The 17,262-nt window shown below is 72.1% G+C and carries 14 protein-coding genes and 1 tRNA gene; 5 read left to right on the forward strand and 10 right to left on the reverse strand.

The annotated features are described in order from the left end of the window. Positions 1-223 precede the first annotated feature (223 nt). Positions 224-305 (reverse strand) — tRNA-Tyr (locus tag ABD169_RS00885). Between the two features lie 130 nt (positions 306-435). Between ABD169_RS00885 and ABD169_RS00890 the strand changes: the two genes are divergently transcribed. Further along, a complete protein-coding gene (locus tag ABD169_RS00890) occupies positions 436-954 on the forward strand; it encodes a GNAT family N-acetyltransferase (RefSeq protein WP_344028086.1) in 519 nt (172 codons plus the stop codon). Here ABD169_RS00890 and ABD169_RS00895 read toward each other — a convergent pair. From ABD169_RS00895 to ABD169_RS00915, 5 genes are all read right to left on the reverse strand, one after another. Continuing rightward, positions 951-4,697 (reverse strand): aldehyde dehydrogenase family protein, encoded by a 3,747-nt coding sequence (locus ABD169_RS00895; protein ID WP_344028089.1) that lies wholly within the window; start codon positions 4,695-4,697, stop codon positions 951-953. The two genes, ABD169_RS00890 and ABD169_RS00895, sit on opposite strands and share 4 nt — an antisense overlap. Before the next feature lie 58 nt (positions 4,698-4,755). Then, on the reverse strand, positions 4,756-5,547 hold the full coding sequence (locus ABD169_RS00900) for an ABC transporter ATP-binding protein (RefSeq protein ID WP_344028093.1): 792 nt from the start codon (positions 5,545-5,547) through the stop codon (positions 4,756-4,758). Between the two features lie 3 nt (positions 5,548-5,550). Continuing rightward, positions 5,551-6,546: an ABC transporter permease gene (locus tag ABD169_RS00905; RefSeq protein ID WP_344028097.1), complete on the reverse strand. Its 996-nt coding sequence runs from the start codon at positions 6,544-6,546 to the stop codon at positions 5,551-5,553. Between the two features lie 60 nt (positions 6,547-6,606). Beyond that, positions 6,607-7,614, reverse strand: a complete 1,008-nt coding sequence (locus ABD169_RS00910; RefSeq protein WP_344028100.1) for an ABC transporter substrate-binding protein — start codon at positions 7,612-7,614, stop codon at positions 6,607-6,609. A 166-nt stretch (positions 7,615-7,780) separates the two neighbouring features. After that, positions 7,781-8,338, reverse strand: a complete 558-nt coding sequence (locus tag ABD169_RS00915) for a YbhB/YbcL family Raf kinase inhibitor-like protein (protein WP_344028102.1) — start codon at positions 8,336-8,338, stop codon at positions 7,781-7,783. A gap of 170 nt (positions 8,339-8,508) precedes the next feature. Here ABD169_RS00915 and ABD169_RS00920 point away from each other — a divergent pair, with 170 nt between their 5' ends. Continuing rightward, positions 8,509-9,279, forward strand: a complete 771-nt coding sequence (locus ABD169_RS00920; RefSeq protein WP_046454914.1) for a FadR/GntR family transcriptional regulator — start codon at positions 8,509-8,511, stop codon at positions 9,277-9,279. A gap of 33 nt (positions 9,280-9,312) precedes the next feature. On the opposite strand, the gene ABD169_RS00925 is transcribed toward ABD169_RS00920, so the two are convergent. From ABD169_RS00925 to ABD169_RS00935, 3 genes are all read right to left on the reverse strand, one after another. After that, the gene (locus ABD169_RS00925) at positions 9,313-10,176 is read right to left on the reverse strand and encodes a MerR family transcriptional regulator (protein WP_344028107.1); all 864 of its coding nucleotides are present in this window, start codon (positions 10,174-10,176) and stop codon (positions 9,313-9,315) included. 111 nt (positions 10,177-10,287) lie between these two features. Next, positions 10,288-11,688, reverse strand: a complete 1,401-nt coding sequence (locus ABD169_RS00930) for a pyridoxal phosphate-dependent decarboxylase family protein (RefSeq protein ID WP_344031598.1) — start codon at positions 11,686-11,688, stop codon at positions 10,288-10,290. A gap of 77 nt (positions 11,689-11,765) precedes the next feature. Next, positions 11,766-12,794: an Lrp/AsnC family transcriptional regulator gene (locus tag ABD169_RS00935; RefSeq protein ID WP_344028110.1), complete on the reverse strand. Its 1,029-nt coding sequence runs from the start codon at positions 12,792-12,794 to the stop codon at positions 11,766-11,768. A 122-nt stretch (positions 12,795-12,916) separates the two neighbouring features. Here ABD169_RS00935 and ABD169_RS00940 point away from each other — a divergent pair, with 122 nt between their 5' ends. Genes ABD169_RS00940 through trhO form a run of 3 tightly spaced genes read left to right on the forward strand, consistent with a single transcriptional unit; the run spans position 12,917 to position 16,594 of the window. Continuing rightward, positions 12,917-14,419 (forward strand): MFS transporter, encoded by a 1,503-nt coding sequence (locus ABD169_RS00940; RefSeq protein WP_344028113.1) that lies wholly within the window; start codon positions 12,917-12,919, stop codon positions 14,417-14,419. Further along, on the forward strand, positions 14,419-15,618 hold the full coding sequence (locus ABD169_RS00945; protein WP_344028116.1) for an amidohydrolase: 1,200 nt from the start codon (positions 14,419-14,421) through the stop codon (positions 15,616-15,618). Before ABD169_RS00940 ends, ABD169_RS00945 begins: the two co-directional genes overlap by 1 nt. A gap of 40 nt (positions 15,619-15,658) precedes the next feature. Further along, positions 15,659-16,594, forward strand: coding sequence for an oxygen-dependent tRNA uridine(34) hydroxylase TrhO (trhO, locus tag ABD169_RS00950; RefSeq protein WP_344028119.1), 936 nt, complete (start codon positions 15,659-15,661; stop codon positions 16,592-16,594). Positions 16,595-16,619: 25 nt separating this feature from the next. Here the strand turns inward: trhO and ABD169_RS00955 are convergent, their stop codons facing one another. Next, positions 16,620-17,198, reverse strand: coding sequence for a TetR/AcrR family transcriptional regulator (locus ABD169_RS00955; RefSeq protein WP_344028123.1), 579 nt, complete (start codon positions 17,196-17,198; stop codon positions 16,620-16,622). Positions 17,199-17,262: the final 64 nt, after the last annotated feature.

The raw sequence follows: 17,262 nt of genomic DNA on the forward strand, positions 1-17,262 counted from the left end.
AGCTGTTGATGACCGCCGAACTACAGTTCTGTAATTCGAATGCGCGAGGACCTTGGGGCACCGCGCGGAGATCCGCAGGAACGCGGACGCGCGAGGCCCCGGATCCGAAATCGTTCGGATCTCCGCAGAGCGATCAGCGGGCAGCCGGACGCACCGGCCGAACGACCCCCGGAAACGCAAAAAGCCCGGTCAGGATTTGATCCTGACCGGGCTTTTCTAGCTGTGGCGGGTGAGGGATTCGAACCCCCGTAGGCAGTGCCAGCTGATTTACAGTCAGCCCCCTTTGGCCGCTCGGGTAACCCGCCGTTGGCCGCGCGAACACGACCGAGAGACCACTCTACCCGGATTCGTCTCGGATCCGAAATCGGGCCGGGATTCGGCCCCGCGGCGCGTCGCCCCGCGTGTCGGTGCGGCATCCGGTGGCAGGATCGGAGCATGAGCGAGCTCCACGAATCCAGCAGCCCCGCCGCCGCGCTCCCGCAGGGCCTCGCGCTGCGCAGCGCCCGTTTCGCGGATCTGGACGCCTCCGCGTTCTACGCGATCGCCCGCCTGCGCTCCGAGGTGTTCGTCGTGGAGCAGGACTGCCCGTACCTCGACCTCGACGGGCGCGACCTCGAGCCGGGCGCCGAGCAGTTCTGGATCGACGTCGAGGACGCCGCGCCCGAGGGCCGCGTCGCGGCGACCCTGCGCGTGCTGCAGGACCCCGATGCCGCGCGCATCGGCCGGGTCGCGACGGCGCCCGCGTGGCGGGGTCGCAGCCTCGCGGCGGCGCTGATGCGCGCCGCCATCGACGCGCACGACGCCGCGTCGCCCGAGCGCCCGATGGTGCTCGACGCGCAGTCATACCTGACCGGCTGGTACGCCCGCTTCGGGTTCGTGCAGCACGGCGAGGAGTTCGTCGAGGACGGGATCCCGCACACGCCGATGCAGCGCGAGCCGCGAGCCGCCGCCTAGCGGCCGAGCTCGATCACCCGGTCCTCGACCGCGAGGATGGGTGCTGCGAGCCCGTGCCGGTGGGTCGCGATCGAGATGGACTGCTCGCGCAGCAGCGTGAGCAGCTCGACCGGCCCCGCCATGGTGACGGGCTCCGCCCAGAGCGCCACGCGGCCCCCGTGGCCGAGCCACTCCGCCGCGCGCACGCGGTCGCCGCCGATGAGCCGGATCCGTCGTGCCGCACTCGGATCCACTCCGACGAGCGCGGCACCGCCCTCGCTCCCCCGCGAGCCGGCGTCGGCGGCGCTCGACGCATCGGCCACCGCGGCGAGCACCGACATGCGCTCGAGCCAGTCGTCGTCCCGTTCGAGCGAGACCTCGATGCCCTGCCGTTCGAGCAGCGACACCACCGGTGCGGGCAGCACCACCCCGGTCGAGACGGTGATGGGCGCCCGTACGATGAGCGCGGCGGCGAGCACCCGGATGAGTTCGGCGAGCTCCCCCGACTCGGCGAGCCGGAGCTGCGTGGCCACGGGCCAGTGCCGTACGAGGTTGCGCTCGATGCCGAGGCCGACCGTGTCGCGCGCGATGCCGAGCGAGGTGCGCCAGGTCAGCGCGTCGCTCAGCGCAGCCCGCCGTACCCGGTCGAAGGCGGTGTAGTCGAGCGCCTCCTGGGCCGCCTCGATGAGCAGCTGCACCTCGGGGTCGAGGCCGCGCAGGTGCAGGGTCGAGCTCTGCGTCCCCTCGCGCACGCTCCACGAGCCGAGGGCGAGCAGCCGGTTCGGGCCGCCCGCGAGGGATCCGATGCCGAGCCCGGCGTCGTTCCAGCCGCCGACGGGCCGCTGCTCGATGCGCGCGCCCGTGGTCGGGCGGCAGATCGCCAACGACGCCGCTTCGACCCGTTCGAGCCAGGGCAGGATCTCGTCGGCGTCGAGCGAGTGGATCGCCGCGGCGGCCCCGCTGCCGGCGTCGTTCTGGATCGCGATCGCCTCGTCGAGGCTGCGCGCGTGCGTCACTCCGAGCACGGGCATGCCGATGGAATCGCGCCAGAATCGCGCCGAGCGCTTGACGCCCCAGCGCACGCCGGGCCGCCAGAGGAGTCCCGCGTCGTCGAGGCGCTCGGGTTCGACGAGCCACTCCTCTCCGGGATCCAGCTCGGTGAGGGCCCGCAGGCCCGCGGCACCGGGCGGCTCCGGCAGCGGTCCGAGCTGCAGGTCGAGCGGGTCGCTCGATCCCGCCCGCCCGGTGTGGCCGGCACGGAGCGTGCGGACGGCGTCCGCCAGGCGCGAGCGGAACCGGCGGGATCGCGCGATGCCGCCGAGCAGCACGAGCTGGCGGGCGCGGAGCGGATCCGCCGCGGGCGCGCCGAACGCCGAGGCGAGCACGTCGGGGATCGCGGTATCGACGTCGGCGCCGCCCGTGACGAGCACGGAGGCGCGGGCCTCGAATCGGCCCTCGATCCGCAGGTCGGGTCGCCGGCGCAGCAGTGCCGCGGCGGTCTCCCGGCGCCCGAGCACCAGGGCGCGATCGACGCGCGGATCGCTCGCGAGCTCGACGGCCAGGGCCAGGTGGCCCGGCGCATCGGGGTCGGCGGTGCTTTCGGGACCGGGTGCGATCAGGGTCACGACCTCGACGGGAAGACCCGCCGCTTGCCATTCCTCGAGCAGGACTCGCGTGGAACGGATCACCGAGGGGTGGGCCGCGACGATCGCCGCGCTGCCCGCCGCGATCACCGAGAGGATCGCTTCGGCACGTTCGGCGAACGGCGTGCCCGCATCGCAGACCACGACCGCGACCCGGTCGGGATGGAACTCGGCTCCGCGCACGGACCCGAGGTCCTCCGTGAGGCGCCCGAGCCAGCGGGCCGCGTCGACCGCGTCGCCCACGGCGGCGTCCAGCAGCGCCACCGGGTCGCCGCTCTCGGCGGCGAGCGCGGCGATGAGCCGGTCTCGGGCCGCGACGGTGCCCAGGGCGAGCCTGCGCACCCGCGTCGCGCGGTCGCCGTGGCGCGGCGCCCGCCAGATCCCGGCGGCGGTGGAGGCCGCCGAGACGACGGTGTCGGCCTCGAAACCGCCCGATCCGTCCGGGGTGCCTGGGGCGTCGCCCGGAGCCGCCGACGCGGCTTCGGAGCCGGGTTCGGCGACGAGCGAGACGAGCGAGCGGACCCATTCCCGATTGTCGGTGCGCGACGCGTCGGTCGCGGGCTCGGCGGCGAGGCCGGACTCCGAGATCACGGGGATGCGCAGCGCGGGGCCCGCGGCCTCGAGGGTGATCTCGCCGGTGGAACCGCGGGTGAGGCCGAGGACGGCGGCGGTGAGGCCGCCGGTGTCGAAGCGGTCGGGGTCGGCAGGGGGCCGGTAGAACAGGGCGCTGTCGCGCTCGCTCGGATCCCACTCCCGGGCGCGCAGCTGGGTCCGGTGCGATTCGGGGAACGACTCGGCGGCCTCGGCGATGGCCTCCGCGAAGTCGATTCGGTCGGGGTCCGCCGCGTGGGCGGCGAGCGCGAGCAGCGGCTCGGCGAGGCCCGACGGCTCCCCCGAGGGGATGAGCGGGAGGCGGATCCGGATCTCGTGCGCGCCCGTGGCGAGCACCCGGGCGAGGGACGGATCCGCGCCGGCGCGCAGCTGCAGGCCGAGCAGTTCTCCGGTGCCGTGCCGTTCGGCGAGCACGGTCGCGGCGGCGAGGAGGCGGGGCTCCTCGCTCTGCACGACGAGGCGCACGGACGGCCCGTAGCCGAGCGCGAGGTGCGCGAGGCGCAGCAGCTGCGCGGCGACCGCCGTGCGCCCGTCCAGCGTCGGCACCGGAAGACCGCTGCGGATCGACGCGATCCGCTCGGCGCCCGCCATGCCCGTGTCGGCGAGCACGATCTCGGTGGGCGTTCCGCCGTCGCTCGCCCGCTGCACCGCCCACCGGCCGATCCGCTCGACGACGCGGCGGGACTCGGGCAGTTCGGCCGGCACGACCAGGCCGATGCGCACGCCGTCGAGGCGGGCGTCTCCGGCGGCGCGCAGCAGCACCTCGGGGGCGAGTCGGGCGCCTCGGAATCCGACGGCGTCGAGCAGGATCGCGGTGCCGCCCTGGCGCGCGGCCTCGAGCACGGGCCGCAGGGCGTCCACCGCACGGGTGACGTCGGCGTCGAAGGTCCAGTCGGTGCCGCCCGGCAGCAGCCGCAGCGGATCGACCAGCAGCTGATCGATCCCGGCCTGCTCGGCGAGTGCCACGAGGCGGGCGACCTCGAGCTCGACCCGGTCGGCGCCGAGCACGGGCTCGCCGCCGAGCGCGATCAGGGCCGAGGTGCCCGGTTCGATCTTCGCGAGCAGCCGATCCGCGAGCCCGGATGCGTCGACCGGCTTCTCGGGCCCCTGCGGGAACTTCGCCGTGAACGCGATCGACGAGACCCGATCCCGGAACCAGCGCCGCGCGAGCGGCAGTACCGCCCACGGCAGGCCGAGGGCGGCGATGCCGCCGGCCCGGACCGCCAGGCGGTCGCGCACCGGCATGGATTCGGGCAGCTCGTGGGCGACCTCCCGCAGGCCGAGCGCGGCCGCGAACGGGTCCGCGGATCCGAGCAGGTGCTCGAGCAGGCGGCGCGTGAAGTCGAGTCCGCCGGCGTCGGCGCGCACACCGGCGAGCAGTTCGGGGGCGCGTTCGCCGCGCTCGGGGTCCGCGTGCGGCTGCAGGGCGCGCGCCCAGTCGGCCGCGCGGGCCTCAGCCGCCCGAGCGATGCTCTCCCACCCGCCGACGCCGCCGCGTTCCTCTGCCATACGCCCACTGTAGGGCTGGCCCCTATGCGCGCCCCGGGAGGCGCGCTGGATCGGGGCGCTAGGCGAGCAGCGCGCGGTCGTCGAGCTGGGCGCCCTTGATCTTCGCGAACTCGGCGAGCAGCGCCGGCACGGTGAGACCCTTCTTCTGCTCCTCGCCGGCCTCGAACACGATCCGGCCCTCGTGCATCATGACGAGCCGGTTGCCGAGGCGCAGCGCCTGCTCCATGTTGTGCGTGACCATGAGCGTCGTGAGGCCGCCCTGCGAGACGATCCGCTCGGTGAGGTCGGTGACGAGCGCGGCGCGCTGCGGATCGAGCGCCGCCGTGTGCTCGTCGAGCAGCAGGATGCTGGGGTGCGTGAAGCCCGACATGAGCAGCGACAGCGCCTGGCGCTGGCCGCCCGAGAGCAGGCCCACCTTGGCGCCGAGTCGATCCTCGAGGCCGAGTTCCAGGGTGCGCAGCTCCTCGCGGAACCGTTCCCGCTGCGCACGGCTGCGGCTCGGGCCGAGACCGCGCGCCGTGCCGCGACGCAGCGCGAGGGCCAGGTTCTCCTCGATCGTCAAGGTCGGCGCGGTGCCGGCCATCGGATCCTGGAACACGCGGCCGATGTACTTCGCGCGCTGGAACTCCTTGAGGCGGTTGACCCGGCGCCCGTCGATCTCGATGCTGCCGGAGTCGACCGTGTAGCGGCCCGAGATCGCATTGAGCAGCGTGGATTTGCCGGCGCCGTTGGAGCCGATGATGGTGACGAAGTCGCCCTCCTCCAGCCGCAGGCTGAGGCCGGCGAGCGCCCGGCGCTCGTTGACGGTCCCGGCGAAGAAGGTCTTCTCGATGTCGGTGATGGCGAGCACGGCTCAGGCCTCCTTCGGAGCGGTCGGGGTCGCGGCGGCCGGGGCCGCTCCGGTTGCGACGGGAGCGGGATCCGGCGCCGGATCGCGCGGCGGGACCCGGCCGCCGCGGCCCCGCAGCGAGGGCACCCGCTTGAGGAAGCCCCAGCGCGGCAGCAGCAGCGCGAGCACCACGAGCACGGCGGTGACGAGCTTCATGTCGTTGGGATCGAGACCGACCTGCATCGCGAAGAAGATGATGAGGCGGTAGACCACCGCGCCGATCACGACGGCGAGGCTCGCGAGCCAGATCCAGCGCTGGCCGAGGATCGCCTGGCCGACGATCACCGAGGCGAGGCCGACGAGGATCAGGCCGATGCCCATGCTGATGTCGGCGAAGCCCTGGAACTGCGCGACGAGCGCGCCGCACAGCGCGACGAGGCCGTTCGACAGGGCGAGGGTGAGGATCGTGGTGCGGTCGGTGCTGACGCCGAAGCTGCGGATCATGGGGCCGTTGTCGCCCGTGGCACGGATCGCGAGCCCGAGGTTGGTCGAGAGGAACCAGTCGACGACGAGCTTCACGAGGATGACGCCGACGGCGATGATCGCGACCGACGCCCAGGTGCCGAGCAGCATGTTCTCGCGCAGCGGATCGAACACTGTCGAGGCCCGCAGCAGCGGCAGGTTCGCCGCGACCGCGCTGTCGGGCTTCGTCGTGCCCATGATCCTGAGGTTGATCGACCAGAGGGCGATCATGGTGAGGATGCCCGCGAGCAGGCCGTCGATGCGGCCCTTGGTGTGCAGGAGGCCGGTGACCGCTCCGGCCGCGAGCCCCGCCGCCACCGCGGCGAGCGTGGCGACGATGGGGCTCTGGCCGAGCGTGATCAGCGCGGCGGCGGTCGCAGCGCCCGTGGTGAAGCTGCCGTCGACCGTGAGGTCGGGGAAGTTCAGCACGCGGAAGGTGAGGTACACGCCGAGGGCCATCACACCGTAGATGAGGCCCAGTTCGATCGCGCCGATCATGGAGTTTTCCTGTTCTTCGGTCCGGTGCGCCGGGCGAATGCCCGGCGCACCGGAGATCGACTACTTGACCTTCTCGGCCTTGTCGAGGATGTCGGCGGGGATGGTGACGCCCATGCGCTTCGCCGCGCCCTCGTTCACCACGTAGTTGACGTCCTTGGCGGTCTCGACCGGCAGATCGGCCGGCTTCTTGCCGTCCTTGAGGATCTGCACGGCCATCTCGCCGGTCTGGTAACCGAGCTTCTCGTAGTCGATGCCGAGCGTCGCGACCGCGCCCTTCTCGACGGTGCCGGCCTCTGCGCCGATCACGGGGATCTGCTTCTTCTCGGCGACCTGCACGAGCGCGGCGAGACCGGAGACGACCGTGTTGTCGGTCGGCACGTAGATCGCGTCGACGTCGCCGAGCGACTCGGTAGCCTGCGCGATGTCGTTGGCAGTGGTGACGGTCTTCGTCTTGAACGACAGGCCCTGCTTCTTGCCGGCCTCCTCGGCCGCCTTCACCTGCACCTCGGAGTTCGCTTCGGCCGAGCTGTAGACGATGCCGACGGTCTTGGCGCCCGGCACGATCTGCTTCAGCAGTTCGAGCTGCTTGTCGATGGGAGCGGCATCGCTCGTGCCGGTGACGTTGCCGCCGGGCTGCTCGTTCGACTTGACGAGCTGCGTCGTGACCGCGTCGGTGACGGCGGTGAAGAGCACGGGCTTGTTCGTCACGGCCTGCGCGAGCGCCTGCGCCGCGGGCGTCGCGACCGCGAGGTACAGGTCGGCATCGCTCGAGGCGAACTTCTGCGCGATGGTGACGGCGTTCGACTGCTCGCCCTGCGCGTTCTGCTCATCGAAGGTGACCTTCATGCCCGAGTCCTCGAGGGCCTTCTTGAAGCCCTTGGTCGCGGCGTCGAGCGCGGGGTGCTGCACGAGCTGGCTGATCCCGATCTTGACGCTCTTGGCGGCCGAATCGGAGCCGGAGCCGGAGTCGTTCGAAGCGGATCCGGAGCAGCCGGTCAGTGCGAGGGCCGAGGCGGCGGCGATGCCGACCAGGGCGAGTGCACGGCGGCGGAGCGAAGTCTGTCGCATGGGTGTTGAGTCCTTTAATAGGGCCCGGAGACGCCGGTCGGGTCCGCTGCGCGGTGTGCACGGGACCCGGATGCCTTCGAGCAGGGGAAGCCGCACGAGATCGCACAACTTGCTCAGCATGGTATCCGCCGCGCGGCGAGCCGCGAAACGGGGCGTGCGCTACGGGTCAGTCGGCCTGGCCGTACTCGCCCGTCGCGACGAGCACGCCGCGCGCCAGCACCGCGTCCCGCATGAGGAAGCCGAGCACCGCGGGCGTCGCCTGCGGATCGATGTCGATGTGCTCGACGCTCAGCGCGTGCACGACGAACCAGTAGTGGTGCACGCCGGTGCCCTCGGGCGGCCCCGCACCCACGAACGCCGGTTCGCGCAGCTCGTTCGGCATCGTGATCGCGCCCGTGGGCAGCAGCGGCGAGCCGAGTCCCCCGGCCCCGGCCGGCAGCTCCGAGACGCTCGCCGGGATGTTCGCGACGGCCCAGTGCCAGAAGCCCGATCCGGTCGGCGCATCGGGATCGAAGCAGGTGACCGCGAAGCTGCGGGTCTCGGCGGGGAAGCCGGACCAGCTGAGCTGCGGCGAACGGTTGCTGCCGCCCGATGCCGTGTCGTAGGTCTCGGCCGGCAGCGGTTCGCCCGCCTCGATCTCGGTGCTCGCGAGCACGAACTCGGGCACCTCCCGCACTGCGGCGTAGGGATTGATGGGGCCTCGCCCCTGCGTCGGCTGCGTCATCGGGGACCTCCTCGTCCGGCCGGGCGGCCGGGATCCTGTCTGCGGTCCCCAGCCTAGGAGCAGGTGACGGCGAGGGCTACCGTCAGCCGCGCAGTCGATATACTCGGGGCACGGCTCGGCGCGGGTGCGCCAACGAGTACTCGGGCCGTGCTTGAGGCGGAGAAACAGACATGGCAGTGACGACCGGATCCGAACGGGCCCGCGCGACGCTCGCCTACCTGCGTCGCAAGATCACCACGGGCGACTGGCCCGTCGGCGAGCGGATCCCGATCGAGCCCGAACTCGCCGAGCAGATCGGCGTCGGCCGCTCGACCGTACGCGAGGCCGTGCGCTCGCTCGCCAGCATCGGCATGCTCGAGACCCTGCCGGGGCGCGGCACCTTCGTGCGCTCCTCGACGCCCACGAGCACGCTCCTCAACGAGTTCCTCGTCGACTTCACGCTCGAGGAGATCCTCAGCTACCGCCGAGCGCTCGAGATCGAGGCCGCGCAGCAGGCTGCGCTGCACCGCAGCGACGACGATCTCGAGGCGCTCGAGCAGGCCGCGGCCGACGAGCTCGGCTGCAACCGCTGCCCGGTGTTCACCCGCGGCGCCGAGTCGAGCGCCTTCGACAGCCGGTTCCACCAGCTGCTCTTCGACGCCGCCAAGAACCGGCTCCTCGCCGCGCTCTACGCCGGCATCAACGAGCAGCTCCGCAGCCCCGAGCACCGCGGCCGCCTCGCGAACGTCGCCACCGCGACCGAGATGGAGCGCGATCACGCCCGCGTGCTCGACGCGATCCGCCGCCGCGATTTCATCGACGCCGTCCACTCCATGGCCGACCACGTCGACCACGACGTGGTGATCGTGAGCGAGAACCAGGTCAAGCAGCCGCTGCCGCGCACCCCCGAGCAGGAGGAGCGCATCGCGCAGGTGCGCGACAACGAGGCGAGCCGGGCCTAGTCCGCCGGGGCCTGCGCAGCCCTCCCGAGCCGCCTAGCGGCGCTCGGCCCACGCGCGCAGGCTGTCGCGCACGAACGTCGCTCCCGCGGCACCGCCGTAGTTCGCGGCGAACCGCTCGTCGGCGACGTACATCTCGCCGAGGCCGAGCACGTACCCGACGACGTCGCCGCCCGGGGCCGCCGCGGGCGTGCCCGCGATGCCGGTCAGCCAGGCGACGTGCCGTTCGGCGAGCGCCTGCGCCGCCTCCCCCGCGGGATCCTCGCCGCTCTCGGCGGCCGCGACCCAGTCGGCGTTCAGCGCCGCGACGCGATCCTTCCATTCCTGCTGCCCGTCGGCGCCGAGGCCGTTCCACCAGGCGTCCGACTTCGCGTACGCATCGGCACCCCAGCGTTCCTCGACCTCCTCGCGGTACTGCGTGTGATCGAATCCGTCGAAGATGTTCCGAGACATGAGGTCTCCTCCGTTCCCTTCCGTTCCCGAGAGGTCCGCGTCGCCGCTTCCGCGCCGATCCAATTCCGCGATCGTGCGTTCGACCGCACCGATGCGGGCGTCGAGCTGCCGCTGCTCCTGGCGCAGCAGCTCGAGGTGCCCGCGCAGGATCCCGGCCTCGGCGCGCGAGGCGCCCGCGGCGCTCGCCGCGGGATCCGCCGCCGAACGGCCCGGATCCCGAGCCGTCGCGTCCTGAGCCGCGAGCACCTCGCCGATGCGCGGCAGCCCGAGGCCCAGATCGCGCAGCAGCAGCACCCGCTGCAGCCGCAGCAGCGCGCGGTCGTCGTAGAAGCGGTAGCCGTTCGCACCGACCCGGCTGGGCGGTACGAGGCCGAGCTCGCCGTAGTGGCGCAGGGTGCGCGAGGTCGTGCCCGCGGCCTTCGCCACTTCCTGGATCGAGTACTCCACGGTTCCTCCCGGTCGTCGGGACGGGGCCGTTCGTGGCCCCTCCGATCCCGACGATTCAACGCTAGAACTTGACGTAACGTCAAGGTCAAGCGCCGACCGGCGCGGAGGCGACTACTTCATCGAGTCGAGGATCGCGGTGAGCTGCTCGAAGGTGGTGAGCGGGTTCACGATCGCAAAGCGGGCGTTGGTGCGTCCCGCGTGCGAGCTCGGCACCACGAACGCCTGCTGGTCCTCGAGCAGCTGATCCGACCACCGCTCGTAATCGGCCTTCGACCAGCCGTCGCGCTCGAACACGACGACCGAGAGCTGCGGATCGCGCACGAGCGAGAAGCCCGGGCGTCGCTCGATCTCGTCGGCGATGCGGCGGGCGAGCGCGATCGAGTGCGTCACCGCGTCCCGGTAGGTCGCGGCGCCGTAGGTCGCGAGCGAGAACCAGAGCGGCAGGCCGCGCGGCCGGCGCGTCAGCTGGATCGAGTAGTCGGAGGGGTCGTAGGCCGCCTGCTCGGTGAGCACGTCGAGGTACTCGGCGTGCTGGGTGTGCGCGAGGCGGCCGTTCTCGGGATCGCGGTAGATCAGCGCGCACACGTCGTAGGGCGCGAACAGCCACTTGTGCGGGTCGACGATCACCGAGTCGGCGCGCTCGACGCCCGCGAAGTGGTGCCGGGCGAGCGGCGACAGCATCGCGGTGAGGCCGTAGGCGCCGTCGACGTGCAGCCAGAAGTCGAAGTCGTCCTTCAGCGCGGCGACGCCCGCGATGTCGTCGACGATGCCGAAGTTCGTGGATCCACCGGTCGCGACGACCGCGAACACGCGCTCGCCGTCGGACTCGAGCGCCTCGCGCACGGCGGCGGCCGAGAGGGATCCGGTGTCGCCGCCGGGCACGGCGATCACGTCGACGTCCATGATCTCGGCCGCGGACTTCACCGAGGAGTGCGCTTCGGCGCTGCAGACGACCGCCCAGCCGCCTTCGGGGCGGGCGGGAAGCCCCGCCCCGGTGCGGGCGCGGCGGGCGGTGTCGCGGGCCGCGACGAGCGCGGAGAGGTTGCCGATGGTGCCGCCCTGCACGAACACGCCGCCGGCTCCGGCGGGCAGGCCGAACTCGCCGGCGAGCCACGTCAGCACCTCGTTCTCGGCGTGCACGGCACCCGATCCCTCGAGCCAGGATCCGCCGTACAGCGCGCTCGCCGAGACGACGAGGTCGAACGCCATCGCGGCCTTCGACGGGGCGCTCGGGATGAACGAGAGGTACTGCGGGTGATCGGTCGTGATGCAGGCGGGCGCGAGCACCATCTCGAAGGCGGCGAGCGCGCGGCTCGCGCCGATGCCCTCCTCGCTGATGGTGCGGCCCGCGAGGCGGGTCAGCTCGCCCGGCGAGGACGCGTGGTCGAGCGGGGTGTCGGTGGCCAGCAGGCGGCGCCGGGAGTAGTCGAGCACCAGGTCGACGATGCTCCGGGTCTCCTCGGAGACCGAGTGCATGCGGGTGTGGGCGTTCGGGTCGGCTTCGGCGGTCATGACGGTCTCCCGGGTCGTGCGCAGACGGGTGTGCATCGCAAGTCTCGATCCTGCGGCGGGACTCGCACAAGCCCGCTTCAGTCTGGACCGGTCCAGCCGTTCTGCTCCGCGGTCGCCGAGCGGGCGAGCCCGCGGGCGTCGAGCGCGCGGCCGAGATGCTTGCGGACCCTGAGGATCAGCGAGCGGTCGGCGACCCTGGCGCGCGGCAGTCTCCGCTCGAGCTGCGCCTCGAAGTCGAGCGCCTCCGCCCGGGAGGTCGCTCCGGCGGCCACGATCAGCGGATAGGGCCCGGTGACCGAGGCCGCGACCTGCACTGCGTCGAGATCGGCGAGCGCCGCGCTGCTGCCGATCACGGTCTCCGCGGGAGCCTGGATGAAGTACCAGGCGGCCACCGGCCAGTTCGATTGGCGGAGCGCGACGTCGACCCGCAGCACGACGTCTCCCGAACGGCGCAGCCGGGCCACCGCGTCGGCAGCGCGCTGCGCGCTGATCCCGAGCGCGGCCCCCAGTTCGGCGAACGATGCGCGACCGTCCCTGCGCAGCAGCTCGACGAGCGCGTCGGCGAGTGCGGGATCCACCCGCTTCGCGGATCCGGCCCGTGGCGGCCGCGGCATCGGGATCCGTGCGCGCTGTTCGGCGGACAGCGTTCCGAGACTCCAGTCCGAGCCGATCCGCATGATCCGGTCGAGCACGTGGGTCTGCATGCTGCGCACGCCGGGCAGCGCTCCCAGTTCCGAGAGCACGTGATCGGCCAGTGCATCCTCAGTGCGGGCGAAGAGGGTCGCGAGGAGGTCGCGGCGGCCGGCGGTGAGGTCGAGCGAGGCGACGCGGTCGTCGACGGCCACGCGATCCGCGACCTCGAGGACGCGGCCCGGTTCGCAGGAGAACTCGATGAAGGCGGCGACGGGCATCCGCCTCGGCCCCTCGGTGAGCGAGATCCAGGCCCGTCCCTCCGACTCGATGCGCGCCCAGCGCCTGGCCACGGTAGCGGCATCCACGCCGACGACCCGTGCGACCGCGTTCCAGGGGATCCGAGGATCGAGCTGCATGGCGTTGAGGATCTGCAGGTCGAGTGCTTCGAGCGCCGAATCGAGGTTTTCCGGCATCCGGGCACCTCCAATTGCAGATTCTCTGCATTCATCACGGACTTCTCGCGATACTGGCACGCTGTCTGCGGGCCTGACACGAGTGTAGAAGCGCAGGCCCTCCCCTGCGAATAGGAACCTCAATGACGAACTCCTCCGTCGAGCACACCGGTCTCAGACAGGCCGCACCGCTGCTCGTCCCCGCTTTCATCCTGCTCGAGCTGTTCGGCGGCCTCGTGCAGGGCTGGATCGTGCCGCTGCTCGACACCATCGGCACCCACTACCGCGTCGGCGACGGCGCGCTCAACTGGGTGCTCACCGTCGGGCTGCTCTCCTCGGCCGTCTCCGTGCCTCTCATGACGATGCTGGCCGACCGCTTCGGCGCCAAGGTGCTGCTCGTCGTCTGCGCCGCATGCACGGCGATCGGCTCTCTGCTCATCGCCTTCGCCCCGAGCTTCCCGCTGCTCCTCATCGGCGTGATCGTCCAGGGCCCGGTCGCGGCGCTGCTCCCGCTCGAGATGGCGACGCTGAAGCATCACCGATCCCAGAACGCCGCGCGCATCGTCGGCGCACTGGTAGGCACCCTGACCATCGGCGTCGCGCTCGGAGCGCTCTTCGGCGGCACGATCATGGAGTGGAGCGGAAACCTCGTCCTGACGCAGAGCGTTCCCGCCGTCGGACTCGCGATCATCACTCTCGTCCTGCTCGTCGCGGTTCCCGCGACTCCGGGCGACAGCCGACGCAGCGTCGACTGGTGGGGCGCCCTGCTGCTCGGGCTGGGCGTGGCCGGAATCATGTACGGTCTGGCGAACGGCCCGTCCGCCGGATGGCTCGCACCCGATGCCCTCATCCCGGCAGCGGTCGGCGCACTCGCGCTCGCGGCCTTCGTCCTCGTCGAGCTCCGCGCGACGACCCCGCTCTTCGACCTGGCGCTGCTGCGCCGCATTCGTCTCGGCGTCCCCCTCGCGCTCGGGCTGCTCGCCGCGATGGTCATGTTCGGTTCCCAGACACCGATGGTGCTCTACCTCACCGCGTCGCCCGAGGCGGCCGGGTACGGCGCCGGTGTCTCCCCCGGTGCCGTCGGCCTGATCTTCGCCATCACCGGCATCTCCTCGAGCCTCGGCTCCTTCGCGACGCCCCTGCTCCGTCGCGCGCTGAGCGTGCGCACGACCGTCATGATCGGCACTGCGATCGTCACGGCGACCATGTGCGTGCTCGCGACCGGCCCCGGCAACGCCGTGTTCGCCACCGCCTGTTTCGCCGTATCCTGGTTCGCCCTCGGGATCCTGCTCGCCACCATGCCCGGCATCGTCGTGGAGCGTGCTCCGCAGGAGTCCGCTGCGTCCATCTCGGGCATCTACAACACCGGACGCACCATCGGCGGATCGATCTCGGGCGCCGTGATCGCGACGCTCATGACCGTGCTCACCGCAGCCTCGGCTCCGGCCGGAGCCGACCTCGCCGAGGTTCCCGCCCCCTTCGTCGCGTTCCAGCTCACCTTCGCATTCTTCGCGCTGCTCGGAGCCGTCGCGACGGTGCTCGCCATGCGGCTGCGGGATCGCGTGCCCGCGGGCGATGCGAGCACCGTCGAAGCCCCGAACACTCCCGACTCCCCCAACACCCCGATCGCCGAGGAGGCGCTCTGATGACCACCGACCGCATCCGCTCCGCCATCGCCGCGGCCGAAGCCGATCTGCTGCGCCTGAGCCACGAGATCAGCGACGACCCAGAGCTGGCCTTCGCCGAGGTCCGCGCCGCCGAACGCGTGGCCGCCCTGCTCGAGCGCCGCGGTTTCGCCGTGACCCGAGGCGCGTACGAGCTGCCGACCTCCGTCGAGGGCGTCTTCGGGACCGGCGATCTCACCGTCGTGATCCCCTGCGAGTACGACGCCCTCCCCACGGTGGGCCATGCCTGCGGGCACAACGTGATCGCGACCGCCTCGGTGGGCGCGGCGCTCGGACTGGCCGAGGTCGCCGATGAGCTGGGCCTGCGCGTGGTCCTGCTCGGCACACCGGCCGAGGAGGACGGGGGCGGGAAGATCCTGCTGCTGCAGCGGGGCGCCTGGGACGATGCGGCGCTCTCGCTGATGGTGCACCCGGCCCCCGCGGGGCAGTTGCCCGCGAGCGGCCACCTCACGCTCGCGCTCGAGCACATCGAGATCGAGTTCACCGGCCGTGCCGCGCACGCCGCAGCGATGCCCCACACGGGGATCAACGCGGGCGACGCCGTCACACTGACGCAGGTCGGCATCGGCCTGCTCCGGCAGCAGCTGCCGAAGTCGATCGTCGTCGCGTCGCGGGTAGTCGAAGCGGGCGAAGCCACGAACGTGATCCCGGCACGCGGGCTCATGGAGATCGAGATCCGGGGCACCGATCCCGAGGAGTGGGCCGCGGCGCGCGATCAGGTGCGTCGCGTGGCCGAGGGGGCGGCCATCGCCACCGGCTGCGAGTGGGCGATCGAGCAGACCGAAGCTCCCTACGAGCCGCTCGATTCGCACGCAGAGCTCTCGGCGCTCTGGGATCGCGCCGTGACCGAGGAGCTGGACTACGTGCTCGGCGAACCGCCCCGCGGCTTCGTCGGCGGTTCGACCGACATGGGAAACGTTTCGCAGTACCTGCCCGCGATCCATCCGATGCTCGAGATCCGCGGGACCTCGGCGTCGCCGCACCACCCCGACTTCGCTGCGGCAGCGCGTTCCGAAGCCGGTGATCGCGCAGCCATCGACGGCGCGATCGCGCTCGCACTGACCGCGGCCGGGGCGGCGGCGTCGCCCGAGCTGCGCGAGCGCCTGCTCCTCGCACGCGCGGAGCGCGCCCCCTACGCCGAGTTCGCAGCCGGACGCTGAGACACGGCGCGGGCGCGGGCACGTCGCCTACCATTGACGGGTGTCCGCGCCCAAGATCCTGCTCGCCTATGCCTTCGCCCCCGTCCCCGATCCCGAGGCGGTGCGCCTCTGGCAGCGCGAGCTGTGCGAGTCCCTCGGCCTCCGCGGCCGCATCATCATCTCGAAGCACGGCATCAATCTGACCGTCGGCGGCGAGCTCGACGCCTGCAAGCAGTACCTGCGTCGCACGAAGGCGTACGCGCCGTTCGCCGCGCTCGTGCCGAAGTGGAGCGAGGGCACCGCGTTCGAACCCGATGCGGCCGAGCCGCTGCACGGCGTCGACCGGCGCGCGCCCTGGCGGCGCATCGCCGACTTCCCGAAGCTCAGTGTGAAGGCGCGCGACGAGCTGGTCGCGTTCGGGATCCCCGACGAGACCGTGGTCGACGAGAACGGCGTGGTCGGCGGCGGTACGCACCTGTCGCCGCAGCAGGTCAACGAACTGGTCGCGGAGCGCGGCGAGGAGGTCGTGTTCTTCGACGGCCGCAACGCGTGGGAGGCCGAGATCGGCCGATTCAAGGACGCGGTCGTGCCCGACGTGCGCACCACCCACGGGTTCATCGAGCAGATCGAGAGCGGCACATTCGACGACCTCAAGGGTCGCCCGGTCGTGACCTACTGCACGGGCGGGATCCGCTGCGAGATCCTCTCGGCCGCGATGGTCGAGCGGGGGTTCGGCGAGGTCTACCAGATCGACGGCGGGATCGTGAAGTACGGCGAGGCCTTCGGCAACGACGGGCTCTGGGAGGGATCCCTCGCGGTGTTCGACGGCCGCGAGTCGATGGACTTCGCTCCGGGGGCCGCGGTGCTCGGGCGCTGCGCCGTCTGCGGCGAGGCGTCGAAGCAGCTCGCGAACTGCGCCGACCCGGCCTGCCGCAAGCGCCTCGTGCTGTGCGCGTCCCACGCGGGCGCCTCCTGCGAGGAGCACATCGCGGCCTGAGCGCTCGACCGAGCTGCTCGGGTCGTCAGTTCGGCAGCATGCGGGTCGCACCCGCCGCGAATGCGGCCTGCGCCGCCGCGGCCGGGAAGTGCCCCGCCGCGCAGAGGGTGCCGAGGCCGTGCATCAGCCCCCACAGCGCGAGCGCATCGCTCTCGGATCCGAGACCGACCGCGGCCGCGGTCGACCCCAGGATCGTTTCGAGCTCCTCGATGAGCGGCGCCATCGTCTCGGTCGGGGCGCCCGGGATGCACACCGTCGGGTCGTAGACGGCGGTGAAGGCGTTCGGGTGCTCGACGGCGAACCGGATGTAGGCGCTGCCGCCCGCGAGCAGCGCGTCGACGGGCCCGCCGGCGGCTCGGGCGCCGCCGACCGCGTCCCGCACGCCGGCCAGCAGCTCCCCCATGCTGCGCTCGGCGAGCGCTTTCAGCAGCCCGCGCCGGTCGGTGAAGTGGTGGTACGGAGCGTTGTGGCTGACGTCGGCCGCGCGCGCGACCTCGCGCAGACTGATCTCGGTCGCGGGCTTGCGCTCGAGCAGCTGCATGGCCGCGTCCTCCAGCGCCTGGGCCAGCCGACCGTGGTGGTAGGCCTCTCGGGAACTTGACACGAGCAACATCATTCCTTATCTTGACACTGCCCACATAAATAGACACTGTCAAGATTGGATCGCC

The sequence above is a fragment of the Leucobacter iarius genome (assembly GCF_039530105.1).
Taxonomy (GTDB): Bacteria; Actinomycetota; Actinomycetes; order Actinomycetales; family Microbacteriaceae; genus Leucobacter; species Leucobacter iarius.